This window comes from Promicromonospora sp. NPDC057138 (assembly GCF_042670845.1).
Taxonomy (GTDB): Bacteria; Actinomycetota; Actinomycetes; order Actinomycetales; family Cellulomonadaceae; genus Promicromonospora.
Genome location: NZ_JBHUUX010000002.1, coordinates 237535 through 256308 on the forward strand (window position 1 = coordinate 237535; position 18774 = coordinate 256308).

The window sequence follows — 18774 nt, forward strand, 5'->3', positions numbered from 1 at the left end:
CGCGGGGCCGACGACGACGTCGGCCCCGTGGCGGTGCAAGCCGTGACGCCGAAGCGGCGTCACGAGATTTCCCGTGCCCCGCACGGGTCGATGACATCCCCAAGGAGGGGGCATGACGTCTAGATCCAAGCTCGTCCTGACCGCATTTCTGGCGGTGCTCGTGACCGTCCTGGTACCGACCGCCATCGCGCAGGCCTACCGCCCGACCGGCGGCATCGTGTACCAGCTCACCGACGCCGACCAGTGCCTCAAGGGTCGCGGCAACTGCGCCGTCTACCCGAAGTCCACGGAGCTGCCGAGCGGCCGCCTGGTCGCGGGGTTCGAGAAGGCGACGGTCAACCCGGTCAGCGGCGGCGCGACCGGCGAGACCCTCCCGGTCTACAAGAGCGACGACGACGGCACCACGTGGCAGGCCCTCTCCGAGGTCCGGCCGCCGGCGGAGCTCTCGAGCGACCCCGCCTACGCCAAGTACACGAGCAACTGGGGCAGCCCGTACTTCTACGTGCTGCCGCAGAACGTGGGCAACCTGGCGGCGGGCACGCTGCTGCTGGCGAGCGTCGTCACGGGGGAGGACTACTACTACACCGAGCACATGGCGGCCGACCCGGGCTGGACGCCGTCGAACGACGGCGACCGCAAGGACATGGCGCTCGCCCTGTTCTCGTCCGCCGACCAGGGCGTGACGTGGAAGGTCGTCAACGTCATCGCGACCGGCGGCTGGCAGGGCGGCAGCGCCGGGGCGATCGGCACGAACGTCGCCGCGGCCAACACCTACCGGCAGGTCGACCCCGTCTGGGAGCCGTTCCTCATCGTGCGCGACGGGAAGCTGGTCACCTACTACTCGGACGAGAACGACTACCTCGGCTACAACAGCACGACGGGCGTCGCGACGCTGGACCCGGCGAACGACACGGCCACCGACTCGAACGGCCAGATCCTCGCCCACCGCACCTGGGACGGCACGAGCGCGGCGTGGAGCGCCCCGGTCGTGGACGTCGCGGGCAAGACGGTCAACGTCGGCGGGAAGTCGCTGATCGGCGGCGGCCGGCCCGGCATGACGACCATCGCCCCGACGTCGGACGGCAAGTGGCTGCTCACGTTCGAGTACTGGGGCGGTGGGACGAACACCCGGTTCAAGACCGCCACCGACCCTTTGCGGTTCTTCGCCGACGGCGACGTCGACGGGACCGGGGTCGACACCCTCGGCGTCAGCAGCGGCTCGCGCAGGCTCGCCACGGGCGGCAGCCCGGTGCTGATCCCGCTGCCCGGCGGCCGGATCGCCTACAACGCGAGCGGCAGCGGCAACGTCTGGGTCAACCGCACCGGGTCGAGCACCGGCCAGTGGACCGAGTACCAGACGACCGTCGGCTCCGGCTACAGCCGGAACCTGCAGTACGTCACGCGGACCGGGCGGGTGGTCATTCTCCAGGGCACGTGGGGCGGCGCCACGAGCAACGCGATCATCCGGTACGGCGAGGTGGACCTCGGCCGCTCGGCTGGCGCGTACTACCGGCTCGTCAACCGGAAGACCGGCCAGGTGATCGGCACGGGCAACCACAGCAACGACGCCAACATCGGCAACGGCGACGTGCCCGACGTCGTCCTGGAGACGGCCGGTTCGGCGTCGGACGGCGACACGCAGTACTGGCACGTCGTCACGAAGGGCGGCGGGGCGGTGACCCTGCTCAACAAGTCCGGCGGGCGGGCGGCGGGCATCTGGACGGGGACGCCGTCCGCAGGCCAGAAGATCGGCCAGTGGGTGGACAACACCGAGTCCGGGCTCTGGAACGTCGTCACGACGAGCGACGGGTACACCCGGCTGCAGGCCGCCGCGAACACCGGCCTGTACCTGACCGGCGCGACGGCCGGGGCGCAGCTCACGCTCCAGGCTGCGGCGACGGACGGCTCGCAGGACTGGACCCTGGTCGAGCAGGAGCCCGAACGCCTCGTCAACGGCAACAGCGGCAAGTGCCTCGACGTGAGTGGGTTCTCGACAGCCGACGGCGGCAAGGTCCAGCAGTGGACGTGCACCGGCGGGACCAACCAGCAGTGGCAGGTCCAGGCGGTCGCCGGCGGCTACGTCCAGATCGCGAACCTCAACAGCGACAGGTGCCTCGACGTGAGCGCGAGCTCGACCGCCAACGGCGGGACCGTCCAGCAGTGGGCCTGCCACGGCGGGACCAACCAGCAGTGGCAGGTGCAGGCGGTCGCCGGCGGGAACGTCCAGGTCGTCAACCGCAACAGCGGCAAGTGCCTCGACGTCGACGCGTTCTCGACCGCCAACGGCGCGAAGGTCCAGCAGTGGACGTGCAACGGCGGGACCAACCAGGCGTGGCAGCGCGTCACGTCGTGACGGGCTGACACTGCTCGCGCACGGAGCGGTAACGGAGAGTAGACGGTGTCTACTCTCCGTTACCTCACCGTCGGGTCACAGCGTCGGGGCACACCGTCAGGGCACGAGGAACCCGCGGAGCTCGGGCAGGGCGCCGTCCCGGGTGAACACGGGGACCAGGTGCCGCGGGGCGGCGGCCTCGATCCACTGGCCGCCGGCGTGCACGGCGCCCGTGTGCAGGTCGGTCCAGCTCGCGCCCGCGGGCAGGTACACGGGCCGCGACGTCGCGCCGGGCTCGGTGACCGGCGCGACCAGCACGTCCGGCCCGTGCATGAACTGGTCGCCCACGTCCCACGCCTGCGGGTCTCCGGGGAAGTCGTGGAAGAGGCCCCGCATCACGGGCTGCCCGTCGTCGTGCGCGGAGCGCATCACCGCACGGGTGTAGCCGCGCAGGCGCTCCCGAAGATGGACGTAGCGCGCGAGGATCTCGTAGTTCTCCTCGCCGAAGCTCCACAGCTCGTTCCCGGAGCCGGACGCCATCCGGGTCGTGCCGTCGGCCGCGATGACCGGCACCTGCGGGACGCGGTCGCCGTGCAGGCGCATCACCGGCATGAACGCGCCCATCTGGAACCAGCGGACGAGGAGCTCCTGGAACGCGGGGTCGTCGGTGCGCCCGCCGCCGAAGCCGCCGATGTCCGTGGTGAACCACGGCACGCCGGCCGCGCCCATGTGGATACCCGCGGTGATCTGCCGGCGCATCGCCGTCCACGACGAGTGGATGTCGCCCGACCAGACGAGCGCCCCGTAGCGCTGGCTGCCCGCCCATGCGCAGCGCACCAGGTTGACGACGTCGGTCTCGCCGTCGCCCCGCTGGCCGTCGAAGAGCGCGCGGGAGAACGTCTGCGGGTAGAGGTTGCTGACCTCGACCGCCTGGCCGGCGTGGTAGCGGTAGGCGCCGAAGTCGTACAGCCCGAACTCGGGCTCGGCCTCGTCCAGCCAGAAGGTGCGGATGCCGTGCCGGCCGTACCCGGCCCGGAGCTTGTCCCACAGGTACTCCCGCGCCCGGGGGTTGGTCGTGTCGACGAACCGGCTCGGCCCCTGGAACCACATCTGGACGTCGATGCCCTGGTTGCTCTGCACCAGCAGACCCAGGCGGGACATCTCGTCGAAGTTCTCCGACTCGAGCGAGACCTGGGGCCACACGCTGACCATGAGCTCGACGCCCATCGTCCGCAGCTCGTCGACCATCCCGCTCGGGTCGGGCCAGAACTCCTCGTCGAACCGGAAGTCGCCCATCTTCGGCCAGTGGAAGAAGTCCGCGACGATGACGTCCAGCGGCAGGCCGCGCCGGTGGTGCTCCCGCGCGACCTCGAGGAGCTCGTCCTGGGAGGTGTAGCGCAGCTTGCACTGCCAGAAGCCGAGCCCGCGCTCGGGCATCATCGGGGCGTGCCCGGTCGCGTCGGCGTACGCCCGGGTGATCTGCGCCGGCGTCTCGCCCGCCGTGACCCAGTAGTCGATCTGGCGGGCGGACTCGGCCGACCACTCGGTGCCGTTGCGAGCGAAGGTCGCCCGCCCGACGGACGGCGAGTGCCACAGCATCCCGTAGCCCGCGCTGGAGACGACGAACGGCACGCTGGCCTGCGAGTTGCGGTGCGCCAGCTCGAGCGAGCACCCCTTGAGGTCGATGTGGTCCTGCTGGTACAGGCCCATCCCGACGAGCTTTTCGTCGGCCGGGCTCTCCAGGAACAGCGCGGCCCTCCCGCCGCCCGCGGCGGCCGCGTCGTACTGGCGGGCGTTCAGGGCGAGCGCGCCGCCGGAGTCGCGCTCGGACAGCAGCTCGCGGCCCCCGGCGTCCTGGAAGGCGACGCGACACCCGAAGCGGCGCTGTCCACCCTGCCAGTGGTAGTGGTCGTACGCGGTCACGACGACGCGCAGCCCCCCGTTGACCAGGGTGGCGACGTCGCCGTCGACCTCGACGCGTGCGTGCTTCGCCTCCGGTGCTGGGAGCAGCGCCCAGTCGGCGTCCACGACCTCGCCCAGCGCCGACCGGACGCGCGCGCTGTCCGGTCCCCACGGCTCGACGACGAGCACTTCTCCGCCGCCCCGCCACGTCAACGTCGTCCCGTCCACCTGCCAGGGGGCGGTTGCGGGGGCCTCCGGGCCGGAGGCCGCGGGCGGTGTGGTGGTCGTGGTCATGCATCGCTTCTTTCGTTCGGTGGTGAAAAGGCCGGGTTCAGCCGGCCGAGGCGCGCCAGAGGAGCTGGGTACCGACGGTCCGATGGATCGGGGCGACCGTGGCGAAGTCGGCCTCGGCCAGGATCTCGGCGATGTCCAGCGCTTTCGACGCGATGCCCTGCCGGTCGATGGAGATGGTCGTGAGCGGCGGGTTGACGGCCTCGCCCACGGCGAGGCCGTCGACGCCGATGATGCGGACGCGGCCGGGGACGTCGACGCCGAGGACGTGCGCGCTCTGCACCGCGCCGAGGGCCATGAGGTCGTTGAACATCAGGACGGCGTCGGCGTCCGGGTGCCTGCGGAGGAGCTCCGCGAACGCGTGGGCGCCCCCGGAGATCGTGTCCTCGTCGGCGACGACGACGCCGGCCAGCTGGTCACCCACCGCACGCTCGAACCACTGTCTCCGGGGCGTGGGCTCATAGGCCCCGAGCGACTGCAGCGAGTACCCCGCGTCCACCATGGCGAACCGGCGTGCCCCGCGCTCGCGCAGCGCACCGACCGCCTCCCCGATCCCCGGCTCGAGGTCGACGTGGACCGAGTGGACGCCGGGCAGGGTGCTCACGGTCTCGAGGTTCACCACCGGGAGGCCACCGCAGGCCTCGCGGAGCTCCGCCTCCGGTGCGTGGAAGTGCCCGACCACCACGTCGACCTGGGCGCAGAGCTTGTCCAGGGCATCCGGGCCCACACCGTCGTCGGCCGACATCAGCAGCTGCCAGCCGCGCTCGGCGGCCCCCGACAGCAGGTCCGCGGCGATGTCGGTGTAGTACGGGTTGCGGAACGACGAGACCACGAGGCCCAGCGCGTTCGTCTTCGTCCGGGTCACCAGGTTGCGGGCGAACCGGCTCGGGCGATACCCGAGCCGGTCGGCGGCGTCGAGCACGCGCCGCCGCGTCGGCGCGCTGATGTCGTTCATGTCGTTCATCGCTCGCGTCACCGTCTGGCGGGACACCCCGGCCTCCGCGGCGACGTCGAGGATGGTCACGCGTTTGCCCACCGGTCAGCCCTGCTCGATCTCATAGGTCCGCCCCGCCGTGGACTTCCAGGCCCAGCGCGCGCGGCCCTGAGGTGCGGGTCCGGTGGGCTGCGGCTCGATCGCCGCCCCCGTGTCGTCGACGACGGTCGGCCGAGGTCCCGCGGCCCACTCGACCACGAGCTCGCCGTCGACGGCGGTCCGGATCCGGGCGTGCCGCAGGGTTCCCGACTCCCACGCGAGGTCGACGGTCCGGTCTCCGCGCGCACGCAGGCCCCGGACGCTGCCGCTGCGCCACGACGGCGGCAGCGTCGGCAGCAGCGAGACCGCGCCGTCGTGGCTCTGCACCAGCAGCTCGGCCAGCCCGGCCGTGCCGCCCAGGTTCCCGTCGATCTGGAAGATGGCGCCCTCGCCGAGCGGGTGCAGGTCGAGCAGCGACGCCGAGCTGAGCTCGTCGACGAGGACGCCGACCGACCGCTCGGCGAGCTCCGGGTCGCGCAGCCGTGCGGCCAGGCAGAGCACCCACGCCTGGCTCCAGCCCGTGTGCCCGCTGCCGTTCTCGAGGCGGTAGGCCAATGCGCGCCGGACGGCCTCGTACTCGGCGGGCGTGGCCGTCTCCGTGATCCGTGTGCCGGGGTACGCGCCGTACAGGTGCGAGAGGTGCCGATGCTCGGGCTCGCTGGGCAGCAGCGGCAGCGCCCACTCGCGCAGGCGTCCGGCGTCGTCGACCGTGGGGAGCCGGAGGCGGGAGAGAGCCGCGCGGCAGCGGCCGGCCAGCTCGTCGTCGGCGTCGGCGACGTCGAGGCGCTCGGCGAGCCGGACGTACCGGTCGAGCGCCTGCGCCGCGAGCTCCTGGTCGATCGTGGACCCGGCGGTGACGGTGCCGCGCTCGCCGTCCTGCTCGCCGCCGTCCCCTCCGGCAAGGAAGGGATGCTCCGGGGACGTCGACGGGCTCACGACGAGCAGGCCCTCGGCGTCCTCGACGAGCTGGTCGAGCGCGAACTCGACGACGGCCCGGGTCACGGGCAGCGCCACGGTCCGGGCGAACTCGTCGGACCAGCTGTACTCGAGCCGGTCGCCGACGTGCGCGGCGATCCAGGCCAGGCCGAACTGCCAGTTGGACCACTGCGGCTCGCCGTCCACGGGCGCTGTGAACCGCCAGATGTCCGTGTTGTGGTGGGTCGTTGCTCCGGCGGCGCCGTAGATCGCCTGGGCGGTGGCGCGGCCGGCCTCGGCGAGGTCGCGGGCGAGGTCGAAGAGCGGCTCGTGCAGATCGGGCAGCGCCGCCTGTTCGGCGGCCCAGTAGTTCATCTCGACGTTGATGTTGGTCGTGTAGTTGGAGCTCCATCCGGGCTGGACGTCGAGGTTCCAGATGCCCTGCAGGTTCGCCGCCTGCGTCCCGGGCCGGCTGCTGGAGATGAGCAGGTACCGGCCGAGGTCGAAGTACCGCTGCGCGGCGGTCGCCCGGGGGTCGTCCGACGCGGACAGGTCGAGCCGGACCCTGCCGAACAGCTCGGTGTAGTCCTCGAGGTGGCGTCGCCGCAGGTCGGCGGCCTCCTGGGCCAGTGCGGCACGGACGCGCGCGGTCGCCTCCCGGGCGAGGGCCGGGAGGTCGGCGCTCGGCCGCTGGCCCGCGCCGCGGAAGCCGCTCGCCGCAGAGGCGACGAGCCTCCGGTCGCCCGTGACGGCGGCGACGACCGCCCAGCCCGTGCCGGCGTCGACCAGGCCGTCGTCGTCGGGCGCGGCCTCGTCGTAGACGACGGCGTCGGCGGCCGCCTCGCCGTAGTTCGGCAGCGCACGGCTCGAGGCGCGTCCGACGGCCACGAGCCATGGGACGCCGTCCTCCGTGGACACGGTGACGTCGACGGGGTGGGGCGAGTCGAAGCCGAGCGCTGGTTCGAGCACAGCGCCGGGCGAGGCCTGGGTGCCGTGGGCCTCGGCGACGAGCACGCCGTCCGGGGCGCTGACGTACGTCTCCATCGACCCTGATCCGGTCTCCACCCGGGCGGTGGCCGAGGCCAGGTCGAGCTGCCGCCGGTAGGTGCGTGGCTCGTCGGCGTCTGGCTCGTCGGTGTCTGCCTCGCCGTCCGGCCCCCACCGCCAGGTCAGCCGCCCGAGCGGCTGGTACGACTCGGTCCAGCCCGGGGCCTGGAGCTCCCGGGACAGCTTGTCGGCTCTCCCGTGATCGCCGGCCGCGACGGCCGCGCGCAGCTCGTCGAGGGTCCCGGGGCGCACCTCGCTCCGCGGCGCTCTGCCGGGGCCGCCGGACCAGACGGTGTCGAGGTTCAGGTCGAATGTCTCGACGCCTGGTCGTCCGTAGACCGTCGCTCCGAGCGAGCCGTTGCCGAGCAGGAACGCGTCGGGGAACCCTGCGGCGGGCCGCTCCAGGCTGATCGCCTGGTCGACACTGCTCGCCTGGTCAATACTGCTGGCCTGGTCACCGGGCTGGATGCGATGTGACACGTGCTCTCCTTCAAGTCCTGGTTGTGGGCGTGACCGTTGCGACTACGTGCCCGTTTGAGGCGCAACGGTCACGCCCACAACAAAGGTTGGGTTACTCGACCTCGAAGATCCGGGCGGCGGGGCCGGCGGGGATCTCGACTACCGGCGCGCCGCTGGCGTCCGTGCGGACCGTCCACTCCGGCAGGGCGACCGGGTAGACCTGCTTGACGGCCCGCCCGCGCAGCCCGGGCAGCGTGATCGCCGCAGCCGGCGCAGTGGCGGCGCCGCGCGACCACAGCGCCAGCAGCGACTCGGGGCCGGCGTCGAGCTGGAGCGCGATCACGTCGTCGTCCCAGCCCGGCAGGCCCAGCGGCCACACCGGGTGCGATGCGGCGATGCGGTGGCGCCAGTCCTTGTGGAGCGCGACGGCTTCGCGCACCAGCGCGAACCGCTCGGCGCCGAGCCCGCCCAGGAACCCGGAGAGGTAGAGCCGCCCCATGACGCCCGCCGTCATCGCGAACGCCGTCTCCTCGATGCTCATGGACTCGGCCGGGTAGGCCCAGTTCCCGGCCTGCTCCGGCAGGACGCTCGCGGGCGCGGCGGCGGCGATCGGCGCGTACCGGCGGAAGTCCTGCTGGTCGCTGGTGGACTGCAGGTGCGCCACGGACAGCAGGTTGTAGTCCATGCGCATCCCGCCCGAGGAACAGCTCTCGAACAGGACTCCCGGGTGCCGCGCCTGGGCGTCGCTCAGCCAGCCGCGGTACGCCCGGGTGTGCCCCAGGAGCCCGGCCCCGGGGCCTTCGGCGCCGACGTCGGTGCCGACACCCGAGTTCACGTTGTAGTCGAGCTTGAAGAACTCGATCCCGAGCTCGGCCACGAGCCGGTCCACGGTCTCGTCCAGGTGGGTGCGGGCCGCCGGATGCCGGAAGTCGAGCTGGAAGTGCCCGGTCTCGCTGACCCGCCGTCCGAACCGCCGGAAGAACGCCTCCTCGGGGAGCTGCTGCCCCAGCTTCGCCGTGGCGCCGACCGCCTCGGGCTCGAGCCAGATCCCCGGGCGCATCCCCGCGGCGCGGATGGCGTCGATGACCGAGATCAGTCCGCCGGTGAAGAGCCCGGGGGCCTCGTGCCAGTCGCCCGCGCTCGTCCACCAGTTGCCGTCGCCGAACCAGCCGGCGTCGACGCAGTAGTACTCCGCACCCGCTTCCGCGGCCGCCTCGATGAGCGGCAGCTCCTTCTCGGTCGACGGGCCGGCCATGAGCGTGTTCATGAAGTCGTTGTAGACGACGGGAAGCCGCGCATCGACCGGGCGCAGATCGCGGATGGCGCGCCGGTAGTCCGTGAGCGCCGCGAAGGCCGCGTCCCGTCCGCCGTCGGCGACGGCGAACCCCGCGGGCACCGTCGTGAACTCGCCGCCGGGGGCCAGGCGCTCCGCGAACTGGTGGTACAGGTCGGTCGGGCCGTGGACGCCGACGGTGACCGTGCCCTCGGTCTGCGTCACCTCCCAGTGCCAGCCCGCGCTGGTCTCGACCTGCCAGGCGAGCGAGGGCCCGTCGTCGGTCGCGAGGACCCCGGTCGGCAGGACCGTGCCGCTGGAGAAGGACCCGTGGCTGGTCACGGCGAAGTTCCCGCGTGGGTGTCGGCCGTGGAACGCCGGGCTGACGTCCGGCAGCAGCTCCGACAGCGGGCGCTGGTGCCAGCGCCCTTCGGCGAGCCACTCGCTCTCGCCCCAGAGCACGTCTTGCGCCCCCTCCGTGACGGCCACCAGCCCGGAGCTCACGGAGAGGAGGACGACGTCGTCGTCGGCGCCGTTGCGGACGGTGTGCCGGACCTGGATTCCCGGTCCTGCCGCCCGGAAGACGCTGGTCACCTCGAGGCGGGTCTCGGGGTCGTGCTGGCGGATCCGCAGCTCGTCGCCGACCGCCTCGTGGCCGGTGTAGCGCAGCCGCAGCCCGGCCCCCCACAGCAGGAGGCTCTGGTTGTGGCGGGCCCGCTGCTCCCCGGCGGTGGTGACGTCGACGATAGGCGACGGCGCCGCCACGGACGCAGCGTCCGGGCCGGTCGCCCAGTGGACGAGCCGGACGGGGTGCTCGTCGCCGTGGTCGAACCGCAGATGCAGCCCGGGGCGAGTCCACTCGAAGGCGGGTTCGCGGTCGCGGTGCCGCGGGTCGGTCGATGCCACTGTCCACTCCTCGTTGAGCCGGCACGCAGGGCCGAAAGCGTGAACCTTCACGCTACCGGCCGTGCCGCGCGCGGACAACCAGCCGCGCGCGGACGCCCAGCCGTGCACGGAGAACCAGGCCGCCGGCCTTAGCTCCCGGCCAGGAGGAACTGGTCTGGCCGCAGGGCGCGGGAGACGATCCGGGTGTCGCCGATCCAGCCGTAGAAGCCCTGTTCGTACTGCTCGGCGTACTGGGTGCCGCCGATGGCGAACGGCTTGCCGAGCGTGGAGATGCCGCGCGACTCCTCGGCGGCGTTGCGCACGATCTTCGAGCCGTCGACGTACGTCACCGTGTGCCGGCCGTCGTTGACCATCGCGACGTGCGTCCAGCGGCCGACCGGGAGCGCGTGGCTCCACGACGTGGGGTCGGCGTCGACCGGCACGGGGTAGACGACGAACTGCAGGAACCGCTCGCCCGACAGGTTCAGGCTGCACGTCGGCTCGTCGGGGTCGCCGCTCTGCTTGCCGGCGTCGCCGGATCGGCCCTCCCAGCTGAGGATGCCCATCCAGGAGTGGTCGCCTTCGAACGGCTCGGGCAGCTTGAGGAACGTCTCGATCGTGTAGCCGGACTCGAAGGTCGCGCTGTTGATCGGCGAGTCTGGGCCGGTCCGTAGCACCGCGCCGCGGTCGGGCTGCTTGCCGCCGCCGAAGCGGAGGCTCGCGTGGGCCGGCTGGGCGTCGTGGTGCTCGGCCGACCAGGTCAGCGCCTTCCGGCCGCTGCCGTGCAGCAGCTCGGAGGTGAGGTCGTTGCCGTTGCCGGTGAGGTCGCGGGCGACCGTGCCCGGCGCAACCGCGGCGCCGTCGGCTCCCGCCGTGGCGAGCCCTGCCCCGTCGAACCCTGCTCCGTCGAACCCTGCCCCGTCGAACCGCCAGTACGCCACCGTGCCCTCCGGCATGACGGCCGACGGCGGACGCGGCGCCGGCAGCAGCGGCGGCGCGAACGCGGCGAAGCGCTCGTCGAAGTCGATCTCGACCGTGAACCGGTCGACGTCGCCGCTGAGCTCGACGTGCTCCGCCTCCAGCGGCGTGGGGTCGTCCTTCGCCAGCAGCCAGGGCGAGAACGTCTCGACGTCGATCACGCCGCGGGCCAGGTCGAACCCGTAGTACCGGACCATGCCCGCGCCGCCGTAGTAGCGGTCCTGGTAGTTCGTGATGTGCAGGTGCACGGGGTTGCCGGCGTCGTTGGCCATCGTCGTGCGGCCGGACGGCCAGTAGTGCCCGCCGAGCGCGAGGAAGATCTGGTCGTTGCCCCGGATCAGTCGGTCCCAGAGGCGCTGCCCGTTGTCGGAGAGCTGGGCCTGGCCGTCGTCCTCGGCCCAGACGAGATCGTGAGTGGTCAGGATCGCCGGCAGCGTGGCGTGCCGGTCCAGCACCCCCTGGGCCCAGGCGAGCCCGGCGTCGGAGGCGCGCCAGTCCAGCGCCAGGACCAGCCAGTCCCGCTCGCCGCCGCGGACCACGTGGTAGCTGTTGTAGCCGTCGGGGGAGGAGCCGCCGTAGGTCTCCATCCCGGAGAACCGCTGCGGCCCGAAGGTGCGCAGGTAGGGCGTGTCGCCCCGCTGGTCGTCGCCCCGGACGTCGTGGTTGCCGGCCAGCACGCTGAACGGCAGTCCGCCGGCGTCGTCGAACACGCTGCTCGCCGTGCTCATCTCGGTCTCCGTACCGTGCTCGGTCACGTCGCCGAGCTGGGTCATGAAGACGATGTTGTCCTGCCCGTGATCGCCCACGAGGTGGCGCAGCGTCGCGCGCACCGGTTCGGCGTCGGAGCCGCCCTCGTCCAGGAGGTACTGGGTGTCGGGCAGGACGGCGATGGTGAACCGCTGGGCGGCCGGGTCCGGTTGGCCGTCGCTCGACGTGGCGGACGCGGTTGTGGCGGACGCCGGTGCGGCCGACGCCGGCGTGGCGGACGCCAAAGTCGTGCCGGCGGCGGAGGCTGCTGAGATGAGGGGGACGGCCGCGGCTGCCTGGAGCAGGGCACGGCGGGAGAGCTTGTTTTCCACGCCTCGATCGTGGCCGGGAAGACTGGCGCAGGGGTGACGCGGAGCCGAACGTTGCCTGACCATCGGTCGCCGGCGTGCTAGGTTCATGGCGATCGTGACCCGTCCTGAGGAGGTGAGACCCATGAACGCAGTGTCCGTAATGGGTGCTTCCCCGGAGTGTACGGTCCGGCGACCGAGCTAATCGCGACCGGGAGCGCCCGCCAGGCAATTCGCGAAGGGCGACTCCCATGAGCTCCACACCTTTTTTCACCCGGCACCTGACCGCGACGACGGTCGAGCCCCCAGCGGGCGCGCGAGCGCTCGTGCTCGGCGGCGGCGGATCGACCGGCAACGCGTGGCTGATCGGCGTCGTCGCCGGCCTGTTCGACGCCGGGCTGGACGTGACCGGCGCCGACCTGATCATCGGGACGTCGGCCGGATCGACGGCCGCGGCCCAGATCACCGGCGCGAGCCCGGCCCGGCTCCTCGCCGACATCATGTCGGCCGTGCTCCCGCAGCGGAGCGGCCCGTCCGGTCCCGGCGGCGGACGCGGCCCCGTGGTGTCGGCGGCCGACCGGATGCGCAGGACGAGCGAGATCATCGCCGCAGCCCAGGACCCGGCCGACATGCGCCGCAGGATGGGCGCGGCGGCGCTCGAATCGGACGCGGGGTCGGACGGCTCCGCGCAGGCGCGGTGGCGGGACGTCGTCGCCGCCCGGCTGCCGAGCCCGCAGTGGCCGCGGCAGCGCGTGCTCATCACGGCGGTCGACGCCGAGACCGGCGAACCGGTCGTGTTCGACCGGCACAGCGGCGTCGACCTGGTGGACGCGATCGCCGCGAGCTGCGCCAACGGCTTCCCCTACGGGATCGGCGGCAGCCGGTACATCGACGGCGGCTACCGACGGTCCAGCGAGAATGCCGACCTGGCCGCCGGGTACGAACGGGTGCTCGTCCTGTCACCGCTCGGCGGCAGGACCCTGCATCCGCCGGAGTGGAACATGCAGCTCGCGGCGCAGGCCGACGAGCTGCGCGCGGGCGGCAGCAGGGTCGAGACGATCCTGCCGGACGACGGCGCCGAGCACCTGTTCGGCGCCAACGCGATGGACCTGTCGCTGCGCGCGCCCGCCGCCCGGGCCGGTCACGACCAGGGCGCCGCCCTCGCCGGGCAGCTCGCCGAGCTCTGGCGCTGACGGCCGCGGCCGCCCGCCCTGTGCGGGCGGCCGCTCACCGCTCCGCGACGAACGTGTACCGGCCGGACCCGACCCGTACCACGACCACGCCGTCCTCGGCCGACACCTCGGTGACGCCCTCCGCGTGCCGCAGCGGGCGCCCCTGCTCGGTGACGCTCTCGGGATCACGAGCGGGGACGCGCACCGTCGCCGTCGACCCGACGGGGACGGTCACGGTGAGCCTGAGCCCGCCGTCCGAGCGCCGCCACTCGCTGGCGACCGTGCCGTACGGCGTTCGCGTGGCTGCCCGTGCGTGGTCCAGGTGCTCGGTGACCGCCGGGGCGATCGTGATGTCCCGGTACCCGGTCTCGGCCGACGCCTGGATGCCGGCGACGTGCTGGTAGAACCAGTCGTCCACGGTGCCGAGGAAGTAGTGCCCGCGGGAGCGCGCCTCCAGTGACCAGTGCTCCCACATCGAGGTGGCACCGTTCTCGATCATGTAGCCCCAGCTCGGGTAGCCGGTCTGCACGGCGAGCTCGTAGGCGACGTCGGCATGCCCGTGCTGGGTCAGCACCGGCAGCAGCCACTTGGTGCCGAGCACCCCCGTGTTGAGCTTGGTGCCCTTGGCGCGCACGTCGGCCACGATGCTGTCGACGACCCGCTGCGTGGTGGCGGCGTCGGGCACGAGGCCGAAGGCCACGGCGAGCACGTTGTGCGTCTGCCGGTACCCGCGGTCCCCGTCGCCGCGGTAGTGCCCGGCGTCGACGTCGAGGAAGGTGTTGTTGAACGCGGCCTTGATCGTGGCGGCGTTCCGGGAGAAGTGCTCGACGTCGGCGGCCTTGCCGAGGAAACCGGCGCTGCGCCGCATGTAGGTGGTCATGGAGTACAGGAACGCGGTGGCCGAGACCCGCAGGTCCTCGGGCGCGTTGCCGCCCCCCGGGCTCGCCTCGGGGCTGACCCAGTCGCCGAGCCGCGCGTCGGGGACGATGCCGCCCTGGGACCGGTCGAACTCCAGGTCGACGTACGCCTTCATGCCGTCGTAGCACTCGGCCAGCACCCGCCGGTCGCCGCCGTACTGGTAGAGCCACCAGGGGATCATCACGTAGGCCGCGTGCCACGGCGGGCACACGCCCCACTCGCCCCAGTCGCCCGAGCTGGGCGCGATGACGAGCGGGCGGCCCTGGGCGTCCCGCGTCTCGTGCACGTCGCGCAGCCACTTGGCGAACAGCTCGTGCACGTCGAGGTTCAGCAGGAACATCTCGGCGCCGAGGGCGGCGTCACCGGTCCAGCCGTTCTTCTCGAACATGGGCGTGTCGGTCGGGATGCCGTGGATGTTGTTCTTGATTGTGTCCACGACCGCGCGGTGGGTGCGGTTCATGATCTCGCTGGAGCTGTCGAACGTCCCGGTCTCCGCGGCGGCAGTGTGCACGACCTGGGCGGTGAAGGCCGACAGGGGAGGCGGTCCGTCCTGCGGCCACCCGGTGACCTCGATGTACTGGAAGCCCTTGTAGGAGAAGCGCGGCTCCCACGTCTCCGGCGCCGCGCCCGCCACCGAGTCCGCCACCGAGTCCGCCTCTGAGGCCCCGGCCAGGGTGAAGCGGTCGGTCTGGAAGCCGGCCTGGAACCCGCCGTTGTTGCTCAGGTTCACGCGTCCGCCGGCGGTGAGCTTCTCGCCGTGGGCGGCCCGGACCGTCGCCCCGGCCGGTCCGGTCACGGTGTAACGTACCCATCCCGCGATGACCCGGGGGAACTTCACGACGTAGACGCCCGGCTCCGGCTCGGTGACCTCGACGGCGGGCAGCGACTCGGTCACCTTGATCGGCTGCTGGCGCTGGTTGACCAGTACCCCGCGCGGGCCGGTGGCCACGGACGCGGCCGCCCACCCGCCGTCGTCGAACCCGGCCGTGTCCCAGCCGGGCAGGGCCCTACGCGCGTCGTGCGCCTCGCCGCCGTAGAGGTCGTCGAACACCGTGGGCCCGTCGTGGATCCGCCAGGTCGCGTCCGTGACCACGCGCTCGACGGCGCCGCCGACGTACTCCAGGTGCAGCACCGCACGCACCACGGGGTCGTCGTGCCACGGCGGCGACTCCCATCGCCACACGTTGCCCCCGGTCATCCCGTAGAAGCCGCGGCCCAGCTCGATGCCGAGCGCGTTGCGGCCCTGCCGCAGCCGCTGCGTCAGGTCGACCGCGGTGTACTGGACGGTGTCGTCGTAGTCGGTGAATCCCGGCGACAGCACGTGGCCGCCCGCCGGGCCGCCGTTCAGCGACACATTCGCGTACCCGCCCGCGGCCAGGTAGAGCGTGGCGCGCTCCAGGCGCGGCCCGACGTCGAGCTCCTTGCGGAGCAGCGGCGCCGGCAACGGGTCGCGCGTCGGGGGCCGGACCCCGCTGCCCCACGGCCCGGCGCCGTAGGCCGCGATCTCGGCGGCCTGGTCCCAGGCCGAGTCGTCGAGGTCCGGGCGTGCGAAGTCCGCCGGGAACTGGGTGGCGGCCTTCCAGGCGCTCCCCGTCGCGAGGGTGGTCGTCGTCCCGTCCGAGTACGTCAGGCGCACGACGGCGAGCACCGCCCCCGGGCTGACGGCGTCGTTCGTCCCCCGCACGGCGACGACGGTCGTGCCGCCCGCGACGTCGACGTCGTAGAAGCGGGCGGACTGCCACCCGTTCTCGACGGGCTCGGTCGAGCCGGCCTCAGCGCCGTCCACCCAGAGCGTGAAGGAGTCGTCGGCCGTGATCAGGACCTCGGCCCTCGTGGCGGAGGGGCCGTCCGGGGCCGCCTGGGTGAGCCGGAACGCGCGGTCCTGATCGGGCAGCTCGCCCTCCGCGGCCCAGATCCACGCGGCGCCGTCGAAGGTCAGATCGGTGACCTGGTCCGGGCGGCGCTCGTTGCCGATCCACGCGGCGCCGGCCCAGTCCTTCTCGCCGTAGAGGCCCGTGCGGAAGCCCGACGTCGTCGTGCCGCTCCCGCGCGTGGTCGCCACGTCCACCCGCCAGGTGTAGTCGGTCGCGGTGCGCAGCGGCGGCCCGGCGTACTCGACGTTCGCCGACTCGCGGGACGGCACGACGCCGCTGTCCCACACCTCGCGCGGAAGCGGACCGCTGGTGCTGACCCGCAGCCGGTACGACACCTGGTGGACGCCACGCCGGTCCGACTCGATGGTCCACGAGAACCGGGGGCGGTCGACGTCGATCCCGAGCGGACCGGTCTTCTTCTCGACGAGCGGTTCGGTGAGCCGCACCCCGCTGCCGACCCGTCCGGGCTCGCCCGCCGCGGCGGCAGTGGGCAGGACGGCGGGCAGAGCCGCGGCGGTCGAGGCGACGCCGGCGGTCTTGAGGAACAGTCTGCGGTCCAGTGTCATGACGCCTCCTGGCGTGTCCGATCGTCGTCGATCGTCCGGTTGAGAAGGGAGCTTCATTGCAACGTTTCAACCACGCGCCGTCAGTGTAGGGGTGAAAGGGTTCCGGTGGCCAGGCCGACGACCCTGAAGTCCTGAGAGGACTGTCGGCAGGACATATCCGCGACTCATGGCGGCGTAGTTCGTCGTGCCGGTCCCGAGACCGTTGATCAAGACCGCTGCACTCCGCCTTGCGCCCACGGTGCGACGTGAGATTCTTAATCCTGAGCCGAATGCGTAGCAAGCTTCAATGTCCAGAATCGTCAACGCAACGAGTCCGTGCGAGTGCTCTTTCGCCTCACCTGCTGACCGGAGCATCAACTCGGCAATCATCGTAGGCGGGCGCTTCATCTCAGCCGACGCGAGACGTGATAGCTGTCGCGAAGTCCACCACACAGAGTCGCCCGTCGGCTACCTTCGGCCTGCCGCAGAGTCACCACGATGCGATTATTGCGACAGGGAATTCTCCGACGCGGCGGGAAGCCGTTGAGGTCGCATGAGTGACCAGGCGATTCGGTGATTTTCCGCCGCTGCTACCGGCACCATGTCACGCGAAAACTTGATGAATGGACACCATTCCTGTTGGCGCGAAGGAATAGATCTATATTGTCGACCTCAGCGTGCGCGATCACCGAATATGTACCCGCCAGGTGACCAATATGTGAAAACTGAAAGGAAACACGCATGAACGACTCCTCGGTTGGCCCCCCTCTCGCCGGCACGTCCTACATGGAACTCTTCTACGCCGAGATCGAGCGCATCGGTCGACATATTCGAGACACCCAGATCACTGGAATCTGTGAGGCGATGAAGGTCGCTTACGAATGCCAGGCCTCCGGCGGCCGGATCTTCTCGCACGTCCTGGTGGGACATTTTGCTATGTTCGCGGCAAGCCCTGGCATTCCCGGTCAACCCTCGGTGCTGCCACAGCGTGCCGACCGGAACATCTCAGCGGATTACAACCAGATGAAGCCGGGTGACTTCTTGCTCACGAACGGCGCATCGATCATCAATCCCGACAAGGGAACCATTCCCGATGTCGGCCCGGACGAAGCTCGCGCCAGAGGCACATACACCGTTGGCATTACCTGCAGTTATGCCCGCTTCTACAAGACCCCTGTCGGGGCCTTCTTGCCGGTCAAGATGAGCACCTCGCTCGAGCAGATTTGCGACCGTGTGCTCGACAGCGGCTGTACCTGGAGTTGCGGCGTGATCTCGACTCCCGCAATTCCCGAGTTCAAGATCATCTCTTCTAGCGGTCTCTCGCAATTTCTGGTCTACTGGGCCTGCACGGCCGCTTTGTGCAGGCAGATCAGTTCCGAGGGATCCGATAACGGAGCCGGCGCGGCCCGTGAATACCTCGACAATGCCCTGAGGAGCTTTGAACGTATCCGCGAGCACGAATTCGAGCTGATCGATCGCGTGGCGCGTGCCTGGACCGACCGCATCCTGCTCTTCGCAGGGGCCGCAGATCGCCCGCGCCTTCTCGTGTACGGGCATCCACAGGCTGGAATGCCCTACGAAGGCACTCAGAACATGTTTGTCAATGAGGCCTACGAGACGGCCGCCGGCAGCATGATCATGCAGCCCTATGACCTGTACAAAACGCAGCTCAAGGCCAACGACATCGTGCTCATATGCGCGATCAGCGCCAACAACAGCGACGAGATCCAGGTCGCTCAGTATGCCAAGCAGATCGGCGCGATGGTCGTCGCCTTTGGCCCCTTCGACGGAAATGGAGGTGTCGACTCCCTCAGCGACTACGTGGACGTCGCAATCAACACGCACAGCCGCGACGGCGCGGGCGTCCTCGACATCCCGGGATTTGACGAACCGGTGTGTCCGATCAGCGGGCTTTCGGGGAATCTGGTGCTCTGGCTGCTGACTGCTCAATGGACTTATCACATGGTCGAACGCAACCAGACGCCCAACTACTGGCAAAACTACTGGGAGGTCGGGGCGAACGAATACGACGATCAGGCTCAGGCGAGCTTTCTGGAGCGTGGCTATTGAAAGCTTGCGCGGCAGCGGTTCGCAA

General features: G+C 71.3%; 9 protein-coding genes. 3 read left to right on the forward strand and 6 right to left on the reverse strand.

All coding sequences use genetic code 11. The features are described from left to right. Nucleotides 1–112: 112 nt before the first annotated feature. Nucleotides 113–2353: an RICIN domain-containing protein gene (locus ACFT2C_RS02685; RefSeq protein WP_377205449.1), complete on the forward strand. Its 2241-nt coding sequence runs from the start codon at nucleotides 113–115 to the stop codon at nucleotides 2351–2353. Nucleotides 2354–2449: 96 nt separating this feature from the next. Here the strand turns inward: ACFT2C_RS02685 and ACFT2C_RS02690 are convergent, their stop codons facing one another. The 5 genes from ACFT2C_RS02690 to ACFT2C_RS02710 form a co-directional block, all read right to left on the reverse strand. Then, the gene (locus tag ACFT2C_RS02690) at nucleotides 2450–4528 is read right to left on the reverse strand and encodes a TIM-barrel domain-containing protein (RefSeq protein WP_377205450.1); all 2079 of its coding nucleotides are present in this window, start codon (nucleotides 4526–4528) and stop codon (nucleotides 2450–2452) included. A 37-nt stretch (nucleotides 4529–4565) separates the two neighbouring features. After that, nucleotides 4566–5549, reverse strand: a complete 984-nt coding sequence (locus tag ACFT2C_RS02695; RefSeq protein WP_377205451.1) for a LacI family DNA-binding transcriptional regulator — start codon at nucleotides 5547–5549, stop codon at nucleotides 4566–4568. A gap of 15 nt (nucleotides 5550–5564) precedes the next feature. Further along, the gene (locus ACFT2C_RS02700; protein ID WP_377205452.1) at nucleotides 5565–8000 is read right to left on the reverse strand and encodes a glycoside hydrolase N-terminal domain-containing protein; all 2436 of its coding nucleotides are present in this window, start codon (nucleotides 7998–8000) and stop codon (nucleotides 5565–5567) included. A gap of 91 nt (nucleotides 8001–8091) precedes the next feature. Beyond that, nucleotides 8092–10158 (reverse strand): glycoside hydrolase family 36 protein, encoded by a 2067-nt coding sequence (locus ACFT2C_RS02705; RefSeq protein WP_377205453.1) that lies wholly within the window; start codon nucleotides 10156–10158, stop codon nucleotides 8092–8094. Between the two features lie 128 nt (nucleotides 10159–10286). Then, complete coding sequence (locus ACFT2C_RS02710) at nucleotides 10287–12194, reverse strand: LamG-like jellyroll fold domain-containing protein (RefSeq protein WP_377205454.1); 1908 nt, start codon at nucleotides 12192–12194, stop codon at nucleotides 10287–10289. A 227-nt stretch (nucleotides 12195–12421) separates the two neighbouring features. Here ACFT2C_RS02710 and ACFT2C_RS02715 point away from each other — a divergent pair, with 227 nt between their 5' ends. Further along, nucleotides 12422–13363 carry a patatin-like phospholipase family protein gene (locus ACFT2C_RS02715; protein WP_377205455.1) on the forward strand — a complete coding sequence of 314 codons (942 nt, stop codon included), beginning with the start codon at nucleotides 12422–12424 and terminating at the stop codon, nucleotides 13361–13363. A 34-nt stretch (nucleotides 13364–13397) separates the two neighbouring features. On the opposite strand, the gene ACFT2C_RS02720 is transcribed toward ACFT2C_RS02715, so the two are convergent. Next, entirely contained in the window at nucleotides 13398–16700 is a 3303-nt protein-coding gene (locus ACFT2C_RS02720; RefSeq protein ID WP_377205456.1) for a family 78 glycoside hydrolase catalytic domain, read from the reverse strand. A 720-nt stretch (nucleotides 16701–17420) separates the two neighbouring features. Between ACFT2C_RS02720 and ACFT2C_RS02725 the strand changes: the two genes are divergently transcribed. Then, nucleotides 17421–18749, forward strand: coding sequence for a hypothetical protein (locus ACFT2C_RS02725; protein WP_377205457.1), 1329 nt, complete (start codon nucleotides 17421–17423; stop codon nucleotides 18747–18749). Nucleotides 18750–18774: the final 25 nt, after the last annotated feature.

Coding starts and splice junctions, on each gene's coding strand:
- ACFT2C_RS02685 (WP_377205449.1), top strand. CDS start 113: ATGACGTCTAGATCCAAGCTCGTCCTGACCGCATTTCTGGCGGTGCTC.
- ACFT2C_RS02690 (WP_377205450.1), bottom strand. CDS start 4,528: ATGACCACGACCACCACACCGCCCGCGGCCTCCGGCCCGGAGGCCCCC.
- ACFT2C_RS02715 (WP_377205455.1), top strand. CDS start 12,422: ATGAGCTCCACACCTTTTTTCACCCGGCACCTGACCGCGACGACGGTC.
- ACFT2C_RS02720 (WP_377205456.1), bottom strand. CDS start 16,700: ATGACACTGGACCGCAGACTGTTCCTCAAGACCGCCGGCGTCGCCTCG.
- ACFT2C_RS02725 (WP_377205457.1), top strand. CDS start 17,421: ATGAACGACTCCTCGGTTGGCCCCCCTCTCGCCGGCACGTCCTACATG.